Source organism: Stenotrophomonas sp. YJH_SMC_91, assembly GCF_059368495.1.
Window position 1 is genome coordinate 584,746 of the sequence record NZ_JCAFRT010000001.1, and the last position, 15,844, is coordinate 600,589.

Sequence of the window (15,844 nt, forward strand, 5' to 3'; positions counted from 1 at the left end):
GCTTGTGTTGCCGGCTTCGGGGGCGAACGCCACCCGGAGCCTTGTCTCATCGCAGCTGTGCTGCTGCCCAGTCGGCCAGGGCGTCCACCCGTGCATCGGCCGGGCCATCCGGCCGCGCCAGCACCCAGAAGCCGCCGGTGGCGGTAAATCCCCACGGTGCGACCAGCCGGCCTGCTGCCAGATCTTCGGCCACCAGCGGTTCCGGTGCGATCGCCGGGCCCAGCCCGGCCACCGCGGCTTCCAGCAGGTAGTACAGGTGCTCGAAGGCGGTGCCCAGCTGCAGCTTCGACACGTCCAGATCGTGCGCCTGTGCCCATGCCGGCCATGCCTGCGGCCGTGAGCTGGTGTGCAGGAGCGTCTCCTGCAACAGCGCCGACGGCGGTGCATGCCGCAGACGCTGCGCGGCCGGATGCGATGGCGCCACCACCACGCCGACCCGTTCCGGCGCCAGCTCGCATACCTGCCAGCCCCGTGGCCACGGGGCCTGCGCCAGCAGCAGCACGGCGTCCAGCGCCGCCTGCGCTTCGGTGAAACTGCCATCCAGTGCCGACCACTGCAGGCGCACGTCGGGCAGGGCAGCCTGCAATGCTGGCAGTCGTGGAATCATCCAGCGCGCCAGCACGCTGCCACTGCAGCCCAGTACCAGCGCCGGGGCTGCTGTCGGCCGCCGCAGTTCGCGCACGCAGTCTTCGATGCCGCTGAAGGCCTCGCTGCATGCTGCCTGCAGCCGCGTGCCCGCAGCGGTCAGGCGCAGGCCACGGCCGGCCCGCTGGAACAACGCCAGGCCAAGGTGATCCTCCAGCAGCTTCAACTGCCGGCTGACCGCGCCGTGGGTGACGTGCAGGTCCTGCGCGGCGCGCCCAACGCCGCCAAGGCGGGCCGTCGCTTCGAACGCGCGCAGCGCATTGAGGGGAGGCAGCAGGGAACGGCTCATGTGAGATTTCCTGACGATATGCGCCAGATAATATCCATTTTCCGGTCATGACCCGTGCGCTAGAGTATCCACCTGTCTGAACCACCGGTCGTATCCATGTCTGCCTCCCCCATTGCCGACTATCACGCCTTCCCGGATGCCCAGGGCCACTTCGGCCGCTATGGCGGCAGTTTCGTTGCCGAAACCCTGGTCGGCCCGCTGCAGGAACTGGCCCAGGCCTATGACCAGGCGCGCCAGGATCCCGCATTCCAGCTGGCCTATGACCGCGATCTGGCGCACTACGTGGGCCGGCCGAGCCCGATCTATCACGCCCAGCGCCTGAGCGATCACGTCGGTGGCGCGCAGATCCTGCTCAAGCGCGAGGACCTGAACCACACCGGCGCGCACAAGATCAACAACACCATCGGCCAGGCCTTGCTGGCCGCGCGGATGGGCAAGAAGCGCATCATTGCCGAGACCGGTGCCGGCCAGCATGGCGTGGCCAGTGCCACGGTTGCCGCGCGGCTGGGCCTGGAATGCGTGGTGTACATGGGCGCCACCGACATCGAGCGGCAGAAGATCAATGTTTACCGCATGAAGCTGCTGGGCGCGACGGTGGTGCCGGTCACTTCCGGCTCGGCCACCCTGAAGGACGCACTCAACGAAGCCATGCGCGACTGGGTGACCAACGTGCAGGACACCTTCTACATCATCGGCACCGTGGCCGGCCCGGATCCGTATCCGCGCATGGTTCGTGACTTCAATGCCATCGTCGGCCGTGAGGCGCGCGAGCAGATGCTGGCCGAGTACGGCCGCCTGCCCGATGCGATCACCGCCTGCGTGGGCGGCGGCAGCAATGCCATCGGCCTGTTCCATGCCTTCCTCAACGACCGCCAGGTCGAGATCGTCGGCGCCGAAGCCGCCGGTGACGGCATCAACACCGGCCGTCACGCCGCTTCGATCGCTGCCGGTCGCCCGGGTGTGCTGCACGGCAACCGCACCTATGTGCTGTGCGACGACGACGGCCAGATCATCGAGACCCACTCGGTATCAGCCGGCCTGGACTATCCGGGCGTCGGCCCGGAGCACGCATTCCTGGCCGATACCGGTCGCGCACGGTACCTCGGCATCACCGACGAGGAAGCGCTGCAGGCTTTCCATCTGCTGGCGCATACCGAAGGCATCCTGCCGGCACTGGAGTCCAGCCATGCGTTGGCGCAGGCGATCAAGCTGGCGCGTGAGCGACCGCGTGACCAGATCGTCCTCTGCAATCTATCCGGCCGCGGTGACAAGGACGTGCACACCATCGCCGCGCGCGAAGGGCTGGTCCTGTGAGCGCGCTGCTGCGCAACAGCGGCGTGCTTCTGCTGGCGTTGGGCCTGGCCGCGTGCCAGCCGCCGGAACCGCCGGTGCTGGCACCGGCCGCCAAGGCCACCACGCAGCCGGCCCAGCAGCCGACCGCCAATGATGACCTCGACCCGATGGCGCGTACGCCGATCGTCGATCCACCGTCTGCGCAAGGCGCGGACAGCGACGACGTGCCTGCAGTGGCCTCGGTGGCGCTGGATCATGCCGGCGAGGTGCTGGTCGGCCAGCACATGAGTGACCTGAAGGCCCTGGGTCCCTGGAAAGCGCAGGGCGCGAAGGAGTTCTTCGAAGGCGACTGCGAGTACTACGATGGCAAGGCGCTGCCGGCCGGCGTGTCGATGATGACCGATGACGAGCGCGTGGTGCGTTTCGATCTGAAGCCGGGTGACGACCCGGAGCTGCCGGTTGAGCAGCCCGGTCCGTTTGGCCTGCGCGTCGGCATGACCCGCGCACAGGCCATGGCGCAGTTTCCGAATCCGCCGGTGTCCAGTCCGCATGCCTATGACGGCGACCAGGGCGAGTACCTCACCTGGCAGGACCCGGGCTCGGACCTGGGCATCCGCCTGGAACTCTATGAAGGGAAGGTCACCCGGATGTACTGGGGGACCAGCGATGCGATTGAACTGATTGAAGGATGTGCCTGAGATGCCCGTATCCCGACTCGATGCCTGTTTCCAGCGCCTGCGCGAGCAGCAGCGCAAGGCACTTATCCCCTTCGTCACCGCCGGTGATCCCTCGCTGGAGGCCACGGTGCCGGTCATGCACGCGCTGGTCGATGCCGGTGCCGATGTGATCGAGCTGGGCGTGCCGTTCTCCGACCCGATGGCCGATGGCCCGACCATCCAGCGCAGCTCCGAGCGCGCGCTGGCACGGGGGGCTGGCAGCCGCTACGTCCTGCAGGCCGTGGCGCAGTTCCGCGAGCGCGACGCGCAGACCCCGGTGGTGCTGATGGGCTACCTCAACCCGGTGGAGATCCATGGCTACGCGGCCTTCGCCAAGGCCGCCGTCGACGCAGGCGTGGACGGCGTACTGCTGGTCGACCTGCCGCCGGAAGAAGCGGGTGAAGCGCAGCAGGCCTTCGATGCAGCCGGCCTGGCACTGGTCCTGCTGGCGTCGCCGACCACCAGCGAAGCGCGGGCCGACAAGCTGCTGGCGCTGGCCCGTGGCTATCTCTACTACGTCAGCTTTGCCGGTGTCACCGGCGCGTCCGAACGCCTGGACAGCGATGCCGCCAGTGCCCGCCTGCAGGCCCTGCGCGCGCGCGCTTCAGTGCCGGTGGTTGCTGGCTTCGGCATCAAGGACGCCGCCAGTGCGGCGGCGATGGCGCGCCAGGCCGATGGCGTGGTGGTTGGCAGTGCACTGGTGGCGGTGCTGGCCGAAGCGGGCTCGGCTGAAGAGGCCGCGCAGCGCGCTGGAGCTTTCCTGGCCCCGCTGCGGCAGGCGCTGGACGCGTAACGGTCGTGCCGGCCGCCGGCCGGCATCTTCCTGACGGCCACATGCAAGTGCTGCCGGCCAGCGGCCGGCACTACCCCTGGGTCTGCACGTAAGGGGCTGCCGGCCAGCGGCCGGCACTACCCATGGATCTGCACGTGGGGGCTGCCGGCCAGCGGCCGGCACTACCCATGGGTCTGCACGTAGGGGCTGCCGGCCAGCGGCCGGCACTACCCATGGGTCTGCACGTAGGGGCTGCCGGCCAGCGGCCGGCATGACCCAGCACCTAAACGTACGTCCCAGCATGGTTTTTTCCGGCGGCTCCGTGGCCGGCAAGGGGGTGCACGGGCAGGGAAAGCGGAGCTAGACTGTCCGCCTTTGCGGCCCTCGGGCCGCCCTGAACGGAAGTGTCCTCCCGCATGAGTTGGCTCAGCAAGTTGATGCCGTCCGGCATCCGCACCGACAACACCCCCAGCAAGAAGCGCAGTGTCCCCGAGGGCCTGTGGGAAAAGTGCAGCAACTGCGGCAGCGCGTTGTACCGTCCGGAACTGGAAGAGAACCTGGAGGTCTGCCCGAAGTGCGGCCACCACATGGCGATCCGCGCGCGTGCGCGCCTGGCCGCCCTGTTCGACGCCGACAGCACCACCGAGATCGGTGCGCGCCTGGGGCCGACCGACCTGCTCAAGTTCAAGGACCAGAAGAAGTACAGCGAGCGCATCAAGATCGCGCAGAAGAACACGGGTGAGTACGACGCGCTGATCGCCATGCGCGGTCTGCTCAAGGGCCGTGCACTGGTGGCCTCGTCGTTCGACTTCGCCTTCATGGGCGGCTCGATGGGCTCGGTGGTGGGTGAGCGTTTCGCGCTGGCCGCCGAAACCGCAGTCGAAATCGGTGCCCCCTACGTGTGCTTCTCGCAGAGTGGCGGCGCGCGCATGCAGGAAGGCCTGTTCTCGCTGATGCAGATGGCCAAGACCTCGGCCGCACTGGGCAAGCTGCGTGAAGCGGGCCTGCCGTACATCTCGGTGCTGACCCACCCGACCACCGGTGGCGTGTCGGCCTCGTTCGCGATGCTGGGCGACATCAACATCGCCGAGCCGCAGGCGCTGATCGGCTTCGCCGGCCCGCGCGTGATCGAGCAGACCGTGCGCGAGAAGCTGCCGGAAGGCTTCCAGCGTTCGGAGTTCCTGCTGGAACACGGTGCCATTGACCAGATCTGTGACCGCCGCGAGATGCGCGACCGCCTGTCCGATCTGCTGGCAATGCTGGGCCGTCAGCCGGCCCCGGAGGTGGCTTGATGGGAGGCCGCAAGTACTTCGGTACTGACGGCATCCGTGGGCGGGTCGGCCAAGGCGTGATCTCGGCCGATTTCGTGCTGCGCCTGGGCAACGCCCTGGGCCGTGTCCTGGTCGCCCAGCGCGGCCAGGACGGGCGCCGGCCGATCGTGGTGATCGGCAAGGACACCCGCATTTCCGGCTACATGTTCGAAGCGGCGCTGGAGGCCGGCCTGGTCGCTGCCGGCGCCGACGTACAGCTGCTGGGGCCGATGCCGACCCCGGCGGTGGCGTTCCTGACCCGCACGCTGGGCGTGGACGCCGGCATCGTCATCAGCGCTTCGCACAACCCGCATTACGACAACGGCATCAAGTTCTTCTCCGCCCAGGGCGAGAAGCTCGACGACGCCACCGAACTGGCCCTGGAAGCGGCGCTGGACGTTCCGTTCACCACCGCCGAATCGGAGAAGCTGGGCAAGGCGTCGCGCGCGCGCGAAGCGGTCGGCCGCTACATCGAGTTCTGCAAGGCCAGCGTGCCGCGCGCGTTCGACCTGCGTGGCGTGCGCCTGGTGCTGGATTGCGCACACGGCGCCACCTACCAGATCGCACCGCTGCTGTTCCGCGAACTGGGCGCCGAGGTGATCGGCATCGGTGCCGAGCCCAACGGCGTCAACATCAACGCCGGTGTGGGTTCCACCCATATCGACAACCTGGCGGCCAAGGTCCGCGAGACCCGCGCCGATCTCGGCATCGCCTTCGATGGTGATGGCGACCGTGTGCTGATGGCCGACGACCAGGGCAACCCGGTCGACGGTGACGACCTGCTGTACATCCTGGCCCGCGCCTGGAAGGACGAAGGCCGCCTGCGCGGCCCGGTGGTCGGCACGCTGATGAGCAACTACGGCGTGGAGAAAGCTTTCGCCGATCTGCAGATCCCGTTCGTGCGCAGCAACGTTGGTGATCGATACGTGCACCAGGCGCTGGTCGAAGGCGGGGGCGTGCTTGGCGGTGAGGCCTCGGGCCACCTGCTGTGCCTGGACCGGGCGACCACCGGCGACGGTATTGTCAGTGCCCTGCAGGTACTGGTGGCACTGCGCAACGGCGGCCAGACCCTGCGCCAGGCGCTGAAGGGTTTGGAGCGGGTGCCGCAGAAAACGGTCAACGTGCGGTTGGGCAATGTCTCGGCCAAGGCCACGGTGCAGGCCGACAGTGTGCAGGCCGCGCTGGCGGCCGCGCAGCAGTCGGTGGCCGGCCGCGGTCGCGCGTTCCTGCGCCCGTCGGGTACCGAGCCGGTGGTGCGGGTTACCGTCGAAGCCGATGACGCCACGCTGATGCAGGAGACACTCGATCGCTTGTCCGCTGCGGTGCGCGAAGCCGCTGCCTGAGCAGCGTGGCAATCCCGCGTGTTGCACCCGACATGGCCGCGTATGCGGCCATGTTTTTTTCTGGGAGGGGGACTCAACCGTGCGCGACCCGCGATCGCGTTCAGCTGCGGCTGCGCACCTTGTGACGCGTCGTGTACGGGCGTTTCCGACCGCTGGGTCCTGCCCGCATCAGCGCGCGGGCAGGTGCTCTCGCACTGCACCTTGTGCGGCGCGTGACATCGCCCGCTGCCACTTCCAGGTGTCCCGGCACATGTCGGTGAGATCGTGACGCGCCTTCCAGCCCAGCTCGCGCAGCGCCAGCGAGGCATCGGCGAAGCTGACCGCGATGTCGCCATCGCGCCGCGGTACGATGCGGAACGGAACCCGTACGCCGGTGGTGAGCTCGAAGGCCTGGATCAGTTCCAGCACGCTGTGGCCCTGGCCGGTGCCAAGGTTGAGGGTGATGCTGCGCCGCTGGTCGCGAAGGAACTGCAGGGCCAGCACGTGGGCGCTGGCAACGTCCTGCACATGGATGTAGTCGCGCACGCCGGTACCATCATGGGTCGGATAGTCGTCCCCGAAGACCTGGACCTCCGGCAGCAGCCCGGCGGCGACCTGCGCGATGTAGGGCATCAGGTTGCTCGGCGTGCCATGCGGCAGCTCGCCGATCAGCGCGCTGGCGTGGGCGCCGACCGGGTTGAAGTAGCGCAGCGTCGCGATATGCAGGTCCTGGCCCGTTGCCGCCAGGTCGGCAAGCAGCTGCTCGACCACCAGCTTGGTGCGCCCATAGGGCGTCATCGCACAGGTTGAAGCGGTCTCGGCCACCGGGCAGTGGTCCTGGTTGCCGTACACCGTTGCCGAAGAGCTGAAGACCAGCAACTGCACGCCTGCATCCTGCATGGCACCGAGCAGGGCAATCGAACCGCTGATGTTGCTGTCGAAGTACTGCAGTGGAATCTTCTGGGATTCGCCCACGGACTTGAGCGCTGCGAAGTGCAGTACGGCATCGATCGCGTGCTCCTGCATCAAGGCGGCCATGCGCGGCCGGTCCCGGATGTCAGCCTGCACGAACACCGGTGCAGTGCCGGTGATCCGTCCGATGCGCTCGACCACGCTGGCGTCGCTGTTGCACAGCGAGTCCACGATGACCACGCCGTGCCCCTGCTGCTGCAGCTCCACGCATGCATGCGAGCCGATGTAGCCAGCACCGCCGGTCACCAGTACGTTCATTGCCTTCACTGTCCCTTTGAGTCCATTCGAAAACCGGGTGTTGCCGCGATCAAGATGAACGTGGCCTCCTACGGGCCAGGCACCATCTTCTTCTGCCGCGCCTTGAAGCCGTTGAAGATCGGCGCGATCAACGGGTTGTAGCTCCATGCGATGCGCTTGCGCAGCCAGCTGGCCGGCCGGTTGCGGATCGCGAAGCGATAGATCCGCTCCGGATCGCCGCCAATCACGTTGCGGCCGAAGGGATGGGTGGTGTGCAGGTAGCGGAAGCCCTGTTCGCGTGCCACTTCGATGTAGTCATCGTCGAAGTCACCATAGGGCCAGCACAGCGTATCGGAGACTTCGCCGAGCTTCTCCAGCAGCGTCTGCTTCGCCATGGCCAGGTCGCCGCTGATGCCTTCGCGGCGCTGCGCACGGTCCAGGTCATCGCGCTTGAGCCAACGGGTGTGGCTGTGGGTATGGCAGTGGACCTCGAACGTGCCGGCTTCGATTGCCGCACGCGCTTCGCTCCAGCGCATCATCACTTCGTCGCTGCGGCCCTGCTTGTAGATCAGGTCCTCGCAGGCGCGATGTTCCGGCGTGGCCGGCAGCTCGGCGCCTTCGATGCCTGCATGCGGGCGGATCGGACCTTCGTGCATCCAGCCGGTGACCACGAAGACCACCGCATGCATGCCGTATTTCTGCAGGATCGGATGGGCGTAGACCCAGTTGTCCAGGTAGCCGTCGTCGAACGTGATCACGATCGATTTGCGCGGCACCGGCTTCCCGGCGAGAAAGCCGGCGTACTGGTCCAGCGTCAGCGAGGTCCAGCCGGTCCGTGCGAGCCAGGCGATCTGGCTCTCGAAGTTCTCCGGGGATACGGTGATCATTCCCGGCGAGTTGCTGACATGGTGGTGCATCAGCACCGGTACGGTTCTGGCGTTAGCCATGACCCAGCTCCTTCAACCATTGGAGGTAGTAGTTTTCAGTGGCCTCTCCGTGGCCGGCCGCGCTGAACTGCTTGGCGCTGCGGATCCAGTCCCAACCGGCGCGGCCCATCTGCCGGCGACGTTCCTGATCATCCACCAGCAGCCGCAACGCACCAGTGAGGGCGGCGTCATCACCCAGCCGGGTGAGGATGGCGTTGCTGCCTTCCACCAGCATTTCAGGCACGCCGCCAACGCGATGCGAGACGATCGGCAGTGCCGCCTGCGCCGCCTCGAGGAACACGGTCCCCGAGGCTTCCTTGTGGGTGGCCAGGGCGAAGATGTCGAAACCGGCCATCAGCCGGTGTGCGTCGCTGCGGAAGCCGAGCAGGTGCACCTGGCGCTCCAGCCCGAGTTCGCTGCGCAGGGCCTGCAGGCGGCCCATGACCGGCTCGCCGTCGCCGACCACGGCCAGGTGCAGGTCGGGATTGGTCTTGCATAGTGGCGCCATGGCGCGCAGCAGCTCGGCATGGCCCTTGGGCTCGCGCAGCACGGCCACGCAGCCGACCACGATGTCGCGCTCGGCGAAACCGAGTTCGGCGCGGACCTGTGCGCGGGTGGCCTGCAGGTTCTCCCAGGGATCGCCCTGCTCGGTCATGCCCCAGCGCGGCGGCGTCGCCATGGGGGGCACGATGCCGATGCGCTCGGCGGCAATGCCGCGGTCGACCAGCAGCCGCTTGACGAAATCGCTGACGGTGATGATCCGGTGCGGAAGACCGGTATAGGTCAGCAACGAATTGACCGGACTCATCAGGTGGCGCGAGCGCACCACCAGTGGCGTGCCGCCCAGGCGTGCGCCGGCCGCGGCGATCAGTGCGTCGCGGCGGCTGGTGGTGTTGACCACGTCGTAGCGCTCGCGGCGTACCAGGCGTGACACCGACCAGATGCCGCGCAGCAGCCGTGCCAGGCCGCCCATGCGCAGGGTATGCACGGTGAAGCCATCGTCGCGCGCGAGCTGGGCCAGGCGGGCATCGGGCTGGCACAGCAGGGACACCTGGTGCCCTCGCGCACGCATCACCTGCATGTGGCGGAAGATGTAGATCTCCTGGCCGCCCATTCCCCGGGCAGCTTCGGTATGCAGGATCCGCAGCGAGCGTTTCATGGAATCCATCCTCTGTGGTCAGCGGTTGCGGAAGCGGGTCAGCGCTTCCCATGCGGTACGGACGGCGCCGGCATCCGGGGCCTGGCGCGGCAGCGGGCGGTAATGCAGGTCAAGCGCCGTCGCATTGCCGAACTTGTCGAACACGTAGATGCCATTGCCATGGCGGACGGCGCGTTGTGACCAGCTTTCCACCACCAGTGCGCGCTCGCCTGCGGGTTCGGCCAGCAGATCCTGGCCGGTGCTGAAGTCGCTCAGTGCGTTCTCGCAGCCCAGGGCGTGGCGCATCAACGTCGGCACCCAGTCCTCATGTGAACTGGTGCGTGTCTCATGGCCGCTGGCCTGGCCGGGCCAGTGCAGCACGAACGGTACCTGCAGCTGGTAGTCGGAGAAGTTGCCGTTGTGGCCCCAGTAGTTCAGCTTCAGGTCGTTGAACTCCTCGGCGTGGTCGCCGGTGACCAGGACGATGGTGTTCTGATCCAGGCCCTGCGCGCGCAGATCGTCCAGCAGGGTGCCGACGAGGCTGTCGGCGTAATGCACGGCGGTCCGGTAACGGTTCAGTTCCGGGGCCGGGTCGTGGTCCGGACCGAACCTGAGGAAGTCGATTTCCTGCGCCATCGGGGTCGCCAGCGGCGGGTAGCCTGCGGGCATGTGGTAGGGCGCATGGGTGGAATCGAGGAAGACGAAGCCGAACCACGGCGTGTGCGCTGCCTGGCTTGCACGGATGTCCTTCTGAAGCGAGGCTACGATGCTGCTGTCACGGCCTTCCGAACCCAGGCCGGGCGGGCCCTGGTGCAGCTGGTCGCGGACGTCCGCAAATGCAGTGCGGTCGAATTCCGGGCTGTACATCGGCGCGCTGCCGTACAGATGCAGGTCGTACCCCTGCTGGCCCAGCACCTTGAACAGCTGTGAGCCGCGCTGTTCGTCAAGCATGCTTTGCCAGTAGCCGCCCGGCAGGCCGTAGAGCAGGCCGAACAGGCCATAGCGGGTGGCGTTGCCCGTGCTGAAATGGCGGTCGTAGACACGAGCGGAGGCCGCCAGTGCCGAGGTGTTCGGCATGGTCTGCGGGGTAAGCGCATCGTGGCGCAGCGATTCCAGCACGACCATCAGTACATTGGGCCGCTGTGGGCTCTGGCAGCGCAGTGGCTGCAGCGGATACAGCAGCTGCGCATGGCGAGGATCGGGCAGGCCGACCTGCTGTTCACTGACCACGCCCAGCCTGCGCATGAAGCTCTTGGCGGTGATCGGCTGGGCCCAGGGCAGGTAGTTCCACTGGGCAATCACGTCACGGTCGCCGCGTGCGTCGTAGTAGACGGTGGCCACCTGGCCGCTCGCCATCAGCAGGGCGACCACCGCCCAGGCCTGCAGCACCCTGCGCCGGCGGGGCGCGGCCGGCAGCAGCTTCCAGCACGCCCAGGCCAGGATGCCCTCGGCGGTGAAAATGGCCGCCACCAGCAGGCCGACCTGTACCCAGGTCTTCCACGACAACGCAACCTGGTCCTGCAGGGCGCCGCCGAACACCATGTTCAGGACCATGGCATTGAGGTGGAAGCGGTACAGGGTGAACACCTTGGCGTCGACCAGCAGCAGGCACAACCACAAGCCCTGCAGCAGTACCGCACTGATGCTCAGCGTGCGCGCGCTGCGCGGCCACAGGCCCAGCAGCAGTGGCAGCGCGCCGGCCAGCGCGCCGAAGGCGAGCAGGTGCCCGGGCAGGGCAATCGCGAGATAGGCCAGGCCCTGGTGGCCGCCCGGGTTGTCGTACAGCGGCACGTTGCCGAGGGTGATCATCGTCGCCAGCAGCGCATTGCCCAGGACGAACAGGGACCACCACGCAAGCCGGCGCCAGCGAAGGGCAGGGCCCGCAGAGGGAAGGGCGATGGCGGCTGGGGCGTCGGGCATGGTGCGTCGGGTCGGGGAGGCGCGGTCGGGGAGGCGCGGTCGGGGCTTGCGCTGCCAACGTGATGGATTCGTTAAATTGTGCGCAGGTCGCGCATTGTATCGATTTGTTTCCGAGGATCGAGTAGCGTCCGCCGGGTGATCTGTCACAATGTTCAGGCGGGCCATGAATGCGCAGGCCCCCCAGACCCAATGACAAGCCAGGAATTGCTGTGAGCCAGATCCCCACCCTCGACATCACCCGTTTCGACAGCGACCGCGAGGCCTTCGTGGCCGAGCTGGGCGCGGCCTACCGCCAATGGGGATTCGCGGGCATCCGCAACCACGGCATTCCGCAGGCCGACATCGACGCGGCCTACGATGCCTTCAAGGCCTTCTTCGCCCTGCCGGAAGAGGTCAAGCGCAAGTACCACGTGGCCGGCAGCGGCGGCGCCCGCGGCTATACTCCCTTCGGCGTGGAAACCGCCAAGGGCTCCAAGCACTTCGACCTGAAGGAGTTCTGGCACATCGGTCGTGAAATCGCCGACGACTCCAAGTACCGCGACGTGATGGCACCGAACCTGTGGCCGACCGAGGTCGAGGGCTTCCGTGAGCGCGGCTACGGCCTGTACCAGGCGCTGGACAACCTGGGTTCGCGCGTGCTGTCCGCGCTGGCCCTGCACATCGGCCTGCCGGAAGACTTCTTCGCCGACAAGACCAACTTCGGCAACTCGATCCTGCGCCCGATCCACTACCCGCCGATCACCACCGACGACATCCCGAACGTGCGTGCCGGCGCGCATGGCGACATCAACTTCATCACCCTGCTGGTCGGCGCCAGCGCCGCGGGCCTGGAGGTGCAGTCGCATGAGGGCGAGTGGGTGCCGTTCACCTCGGACGCGGACACCATCGTGGTCAACATCGGCGACATGCTGCAGCGCCTGACCAACCATGTGTACCCGTCGACGATCCATCGCGTGGTCAACCCCCCGGGCGAGCTGGCCCGCCAGCCGCGTTACTCGGTGCCGTTCTTCCTGCACCCGAACCCGGATTTCCTGATCGACGTGCTGCCCTCGTGCATCACCCCGGAGAACCCGAGCCGGTACCCGGAGCCGATCACCGCCCACGGCTTCCTCGAGGAGCGCCTGCGCGAGATCAAGCTGAAGTAAAGAAAAGTGAGGCCGCCGAAAGGCGGCCTTTGTCTTTGCAGGGTTGCACCCTGCACCCGCGGTAGTGCCGGCCGCTGGCCGGCAAGTCCAAAGCCAAAGCGGCTCTGGGTTTCTGCGTGTTGGGCGGGGCGGTGTGGGTTGGCAGGACACGCCGTGAACCCCCAGACCGGCCCAGCCGCTGGCGGCTGTGCGTTCGGGCGCTTGCGAAGCAGTGCTTCGCAAGCAAAGCGCCCTCACCCCTGGGGGCTCGATGGCGCCATCCATGGCGCCAACGGTCCTGCCAACCCACACCTCCCCGCCTTCGACAGTTTCCCGGTGACGGTTGGTGGGTGTCGACCTTGGTCGACACGGTAGATCCACGCCTTGCGTGGATGAGATCTGTCGGATCGAAGTGGGGTAGGGGTTGGTCCAGCCGGCAGCAACCCGGAATGCAGCTTTTGCCTTTGCTCCTGCTCTTCTTTTTTCTTTCCGTGGCGGGCGGAACCGCCGGACTGTGTCAGAGGCCGGGCGGGTGGGGATGGCGGGGGTGTCCGCGGCATGGATGCCGCGGCCAAGCCCCCAGGGACGGGTTTACGGCGTCCCCCGGCATCCTCACCCGCCCGGCCAATCTCACCAATCCAACCGGTGATACGCGACCAACCCGCCCCCCGCCACGAGGGGCTGCGCCGTTGGCTGAAAATCCATGTAACCGCTTACAAGGAAACGGATTTTTGCCGCAGCGGGTATCATGACCGGCTGACTTCACACAGGAGCCACCCGCTCATGCGCCGCAAGATCGTCGCCGGAAACTGGAAGCTGCATGGCAGCCGTCAATTCGCCAATGAACTGCTGGGGCAGGTGGCTGCCGGGCTGCCGCTGGAGGGGGTGGACGTGGTGATCCTGCCGCCGCTGCCGTACCTGGGCGAGCTGGTCGAGGACTTCGGCGAGACCGGCCTGGCCTTTGGCGCGCAGGACGTGAGCAGCAACGAGAAGGGCGCCTACACCGGCGAGGTCTGCGCGGCCATGCTGGTCGAGGTCGGGGCCCGCTATGGCCTGGTCGGCCATTCCGAGCGCCGCCAGTACCACCACGAGAGCAGCGAGCTGGTCGCGCGCAAGTTCGCCGCCGCCCAGCACGCCGGCCTGGTGCCGGTGCTGTGCGTGGGCGAGACCCTGGAACAGCGCGAGGCCGGGCAGACCGAAGCGGTCATCGCCAGCCAGCTGGCACCGGTGCTGGAGCTGGTTGGCGCGGCCGGTTTCGCCCAGGCTGTGGTCGCCTATGAGCCGGTCTGGGCCATCGGTACCGGCCGTACCGCCACCAAGGAGCAGGCACAGCAGGTGCACGCGTTCATCCGTGGCGAAGTCGCGCGTATCGATGCTAGAATCGCTGATTCACTGCCCATTGTTTACGGCGGTAGCGTGAAGCCCGACAATGCCGGGGAACTGTTCGCGCAGCCGGATGTCGATGGTGGGCTGGTCGGCGGCGCCTCCCTGGTGGCTGCGGACTTCCTGGCCATCGCAAGGGCGGCGGCCGCGAACTAATCCTAGAAGTATTGTCCGAGGGCGGTTTCCAATGCTGATGTTGATCCTCAATGTCGTCTACGTGCTGGTCGCTGTGGCCATGATCGCGCTGATCCTGATGCAGCGTGGCTCGGGTGCGGCGGCGGGTTCGGGCTTTGGTGCCGGCGCCTCGGGTACGGTGTTCGGTGCGCGTGGCGCCTCGAACTTCCTGTCCAAGTCGACCAAGTGGCTGGCCGTCGTGTTCTTCGGCATCAGCCTCTTCATGGCCTGGTATGCCGGTCATGGCAGTCGTCCGGCGGCCGACCAGGATCTGGGCTTGATGTCCGCCCCGGCGGCGGTCGCTCCGGCGGCTCCGGCAGGCGAATTGCCGGCCGTTCCGAAGGCTGATGCGGTCCCGGCCGCCCCGGTTCCGGCCGCGAATGTGCCGGCTCAGGCGGAATCTTCGGTTTCTGGTGAAGAAAAGCCTTCGGAAGGCTCCCAGAAACACTGAAGCCGGTTACAATACGCGGCGCATCGGGAAGATAGTCTGATGTGATCGTTTGCCCAGGTGGCGGAATTGGTAGACGCACTACCTTGAGGTGGTAGCGACTTAGGTCGTAGGGGTTCGAGTCCCCTCTTGGGCACCATTTGTAAGTAAAGCGGGTTCGCCTGGCGCGCAAGGCGCCAGGTAGATTCCCGTCCACTCCCCCATGCCAAAGCGCCTGCAGGCGCAGCGGCAGAGGCAAGAGAGAATCGCTGTGCTGGCCGAATATTTGCCGTCTCTGCTGTTTCTGATCGTTGCCACCGGTATCGGCATTACGCTGATGCTGGTTGGTCGATTCCTCGGTCCCCGCCGCCCCGATCTGGAAAAGCTGTCGCCGTACGAGTGCGGCTTCGAGGCCTTCGAAGACGCGCGCATGAAGTTCGACGTGCGCTACTACCTGATCGCGATCCAGTTCATCGTCTTCGACCTGGAAATCATCTTCATCGTGCCGTGGACCCAGGTCTTCATGGAGCTGGGCGCGCGTTCGCTCGTCACCATGGGCCTGTTCGTCGGCATGCTGTTCCTCGGTTTCATTTACGTCTGGAAGAAGGGAGCGCTGGAATGGGAGTGATTCAGACTCTCGATGGCCTCATGAACAACCCCACGCCGGAAGGCCGGGTTGATGACATCCTGCGGCCGGAAGGCGACAACCCGCTGCTGGAAAAGGGCTTCGTCACCACCAGCGTCGATGCACTGCTGAACTGGGCGCGCACCGGCTCGATGTGGCCGATGACCTTTGGTCTGGCCTGCTGCGCGGTCGAGATGATGCACGCCGGCGCCGCGCGCCTGGACCTTGACCGCTACGGCGTGGTGTTCCGCCCGTCGCCGCGCCAGTCCGACGTGATGATCGTGGCCGGTACCCTGGTCAACAAGATGGCCCCGGCGCTGCGCAAGGTCTACGACCAGATGCCGGACCCGAAGTGGGTCATCTCGATGGGTAGCTGCGCCAATGGTGGCGGCTATTACCACTACTCCTATTCTGTCGTGCGCGGCTGTGATCGCGTGGTGCCGGTGGACGTCTACGTCCCGGGTTGCCCGCCGACCGCCGAGGCGCTGGTGTACGGGATCCTGCAGCTGCAGAAGAAGATCTGGCGTACACAGACCATCGCCCGCTGACCCCTTCACCTGACAAGAGCGCG

General features: G+C 66.9%; 15 protein-coding genes and 1 tRNA gene. 11 read left to right on the forward strand and 5 right to left on the reverse strand.

Going from position 1 to position 15,844, the window contains the following annotated elements:
• Positions 1 to 46: 46 nt before the first annotated feature.
• Positions 47 to 934 carry a LysR family transcriptional regulator gene (locus tag AC5P5X_RS02530; RefSeq protein ID WP_049460880.1) on the reverse strand — a complete coding sequence of 296 codons (888 nt, stop codon included), beginning with the start codon at positions 932 to 934 and terminating at the stop codon, positions 47 to 49.
• A 96-nt stretch (positions 935 to 1,030) separates the two neighbouring features.
• Between AC5P5X_RS02530 and trpB the strand changes: the two genes are divergently transcribed.
• The 5 genes from trpB to glmM all read left to right on the forward strand — a co-directional run bounded on the left by trpB (position 1,031) and on the right by glmM (position 6,368).
• Positions 1,031 to 2,248, forward strand: coding sequence for a tryptophan synthase subunit beta (gene trpB / locus AC5P5X_RS02535; protein ID WP_005410476.1), 1,218 nt, complete (start codon positions 1,031 to 1,033; stop codon positions 2,246 to 2,248).
• Positions 2,245 to 2,925, forward strand: coding sequence for a hypothetical protein (locus tag AC5P5X_RS02540; RefSeq protein WP_495215887.1), 681 nt, complete (start codon positions 2,245 to 2,247; stop codon positions 2,923 to 2,925). Before trpB ends, AC5P5X_RS02540 begins: the two co-directional genes overlap by 4 nt.
• 1 nt (position 2,926) lies before the next feature.
• Positions 2,927 to 3,736 carry a tryptophan synthase subunit alpha gene (gene trpA, locus AC5P5X_RS02545; RefSeq protein ID WP_024958316.1) on the forward strand — a complete coding sequence of 270 codons (810 nt, stop codon included), beginning with the start codon at positions 2,927 to 2,929 and terminating at the stop codon, positions 3,734 to 3,736.
• A 395-nt stretch (positions 3,737 to 4,131) separates the two neighbouring features.
• Positions 4,132 to 5,007: an acetyl-CoA carboxylase, carboxyltransferase subunit beta gene (accD, locus tag AC5P5X_RS02550; RefSeq protein WP_005410473.1), complete on the forward strand. Its 876-nt coding sequence runs from the start codon at positions 4,132 to 4,134 to the stop codon at positions 5,005 to 5,007.
• Complete coding sequence (gene glmM, locus AC5P5X_RS02555) at positions 5,007 to 6,368, forward strand: phosphoglucosamine mutase (protein ID WP_012480885.1); 1,362 nt, start codon at positions 5,007 to 5,009, stop codon at positions 6,366 to 6,368. The genes accD and glmM overlap by 1 nt, the downstream gene beginning before the upstream one ends.
• Positions 6,369 to 6,536: 168 nt before the next feature.
• Here glmM and galE read toward each other — a convergent pair whose 3' ends face one another.
• The 4 genes from galE to AC5P5X_RS02575 all read right to left on the reverse strand — a co-directional run bounded on the left by galE (position 6,537) and on the right by AC5P5X_RS02575 (position 11,540).
• Positions 6,537 to 7,577: a UDP-glucose 4-epimerase GalE gene (galE, locus tag AC5P5X_RS02560; RefSeq protein ID WP_012480884.1), complete on the reverse strand. Its 1,041-nt coding sequence runs from the start codon at positions 7,575 to 7,577 to the stop codon at positions 6,537 to 6,539.
• Between the two features lie 68 nt (positions 7,578 to 7,645).
• Positions 7,646 to 8,503, reverse strand: a complete 858-nt coding sequence (locus tag AC5P5X_RS02565) for a polysaccharide deacetylase family protein (RefSeq protein WP_005410470.1) — start codon at positions 8,501 to 8,503, stop codon at positions 7,646 to 7,648.
• A complete protein-coding gene (locus AC5P5X_RS02570; RefSeq protein ID WP_076739728.1) occupies positions 8,496 to 9,641 on the reverse strand; it encodes a glycosyltransferase family 4 protein in 1,146 nt (381 codons plus the stop codon). Before AC5P5X_RS02570 ends, AC5P5X_RS02565 begins: the two co-directional genes overlap by 8 nt.
• Positions 9,642 to 9,659: 18 nt before the next feature.
• A complete protein-coding gene (locus tag AC5P5X_RS02575) occupies positions 9,660 to 11,540 on the reverse strand; it encodes a DUF3413 domain-containing protein (RefSeq protein ID WP_111189607.1) in 1,881 nt (626 codons plus the stop codon).
• Between the two features lie 167 nt (positions 11,541 to 11,707).
• Here AC5P5X_RS02575 and AC5P5X_RS02580 point away from each other — a divergent pair, with 167 nt between their 5' ends.
• From AC5P5X_RS02580 to AC5P5X_RS02605, 6 genes are all read left to right on the forward strand, one after another.
• Positions 11,708 to 12,685 (forward strand): isopenicillin N synthase family dioxygenase, encoded by a 978-nt coding sequence (locus tag AC5P5X_RS02580; RefSeq protein WP_005410467.1) that lies wholly within the window; start codon positions 11,708 to 11,710, stop codon positions 12,683 to 12,685.
• A gap of 762 nt (positions 12,686 to 13,447) precedes the next feature.
• Positions 13,448 to 14,203 carry a triose-phosphate isomerase gene (gene tpiA / locus AC5P5X_RS02585; RefSeq protein WP_005410466.1) on the forward strand — a complete coding sequence of 252 codons (756 nt, stop codon included), beginning with the start codon at positions 13,448 to 13,450 and terminating at the stop codon, positions 14,201 to 14,203.
• A 31-nt stretch (positions 14,204 to 14,234) separates the two neighbouring features.
• A complete protein-coding gene (gene secG, locus AC5P5X_RS02590) occupies positions 14,235 to 14,672 on the forward strand; it encodes a preprotein translocase subunit SecG (RefSeq protein ID WP_005410465.1) in 438 nt (145 codons plus the stop codon).
• 51 nt (positions 14,673 to 14,723) lie between these two features.
• Positions 14,724 to 14,808: transfer RNA gene (locus AC5P5X_RS02595), tRNA-Leu, on the forward strand.
• Positions 14,809 to 14,919: 111 nt separating this feature from the next.
• Positions 14,920 to 15,276: an NADH-quinone oxidoreductase subunit A gene (locus tag AC5P5X_RS02600; RefSeq protein ID WP_005414075.1), complete on the forward strand. Its 357-nt coding sequence runs from the start codon at positions 14,920 to 14,922 to the stop codon at positions 15,274 to 15,276.
• Positions 15,267 to 15,821: a NuoB/complex I 20 kDa subunit family protein gene (locus tag AC5P5X_RS02605; protein ID WP_005410463.1), complete on the forward strand. Its 555-nt coding sequence runs from the start codon at positions 15,267 to 15,269 to the stop codon at positions 15,819 to 15,821. Before AC5P5X_RS02600 ends, AC5P5X_RS02605 begins: the two co-directional genes overlap by 10 nt.
• The last annotated feature ends 23 nt before the right edge of the window (positions 15,822 to 15,844 follow it).

Bases quoted from the DNA above. Each gene is read 5' to 3' on its own strand.
- AC5P5X_RS02530 (WP_049460880.1), bottom strand. From the start codon at position 934: ATGAGCCGTTCCCTGCTGCCTCCCCTCAATGCGCTGCGCGCGTTCGAA.
- trpB (WP_005410476.1), top strand. From the start codon at position 1,031: ATGTCTGCCTCCCCCATTGCCGACTATCACGCCTTCCCGGATGCCCAG.
- trpA (WP_024958316.1), top strand. From the start codon at position 2,927: ATGCCCGTATCCCGACTCGATGCCTGTTTCCAGCGCCTGCGCGAGCAG.
- accD (WP_005410473.1), top strand. From the start codon at position 4,132: ATGAGTTGGCTCAGCAAGTTGATGCCGTCCGGCATCCGCACCGACAAC.
- glmM (WP_012480885.1), top strand. From the start codon at position 5,007: ATGGGAGGCCGCAAGTACTTCGGTACTGACGGCATCCGTGGGCGGGTC.
- galE (WP_012480884.1), bottom strand. From the start codon at position 7,577: ATGAACGTACTGGTGACCGGCGGTGCTGGCTACATCGGCTCGCATGCA.
- AC5P5X_RS02565 (WP_005410470.1), bottom strand. From the start codon at position 8,503: ATGGCTAACGCCAGAACCGTACCGGTGCTGATGCACCACCATGTCAGC.
- AC5P5X_RS02570 (WP_076739728.1), bottom strand. From the start codon at position 9,641: ATGAAACGCTCGCTGCGGATCCTGCATACCGAAGCTGCCCGGGGAATG.
- AC5P5X_RS02575 (WP_111189607.1), bottom strand. From the start codon at position 11,540: ATGCCCGACGCCCCAGCCGCCATCGCCCTTCCCTCTGCGGGCCCTGCC.
- AC5P5X_RS02580 (WP_005410467.1), top strand. From the start codon at position 11,708: ATGCGCAGGCCCCCCAGACCCAATGACAAGCCAGGAATTGCTGTGAGC.
- tpiA (WP_005410466.1), top strand. From the start codon at position 13,448: ATGCGCCGCAAGATCGTCGCCGGAAACTGGAAGCTGCATGGCAGCCGT.
- secG (WP_005410465.1), top strand. From the start codon at position 14,235: ATGCTGATGTTGATCCTCAATGTCGTCTACGTGCTGGTCGCTGTGGCC.
- AC5P5X_RS02605 (WP_005410463.1), top strand. From the start codon at position 15,267: ATGGGAGTGATTCAGACTCTCGATGGCCTCATGAACAACCCCACGCCG.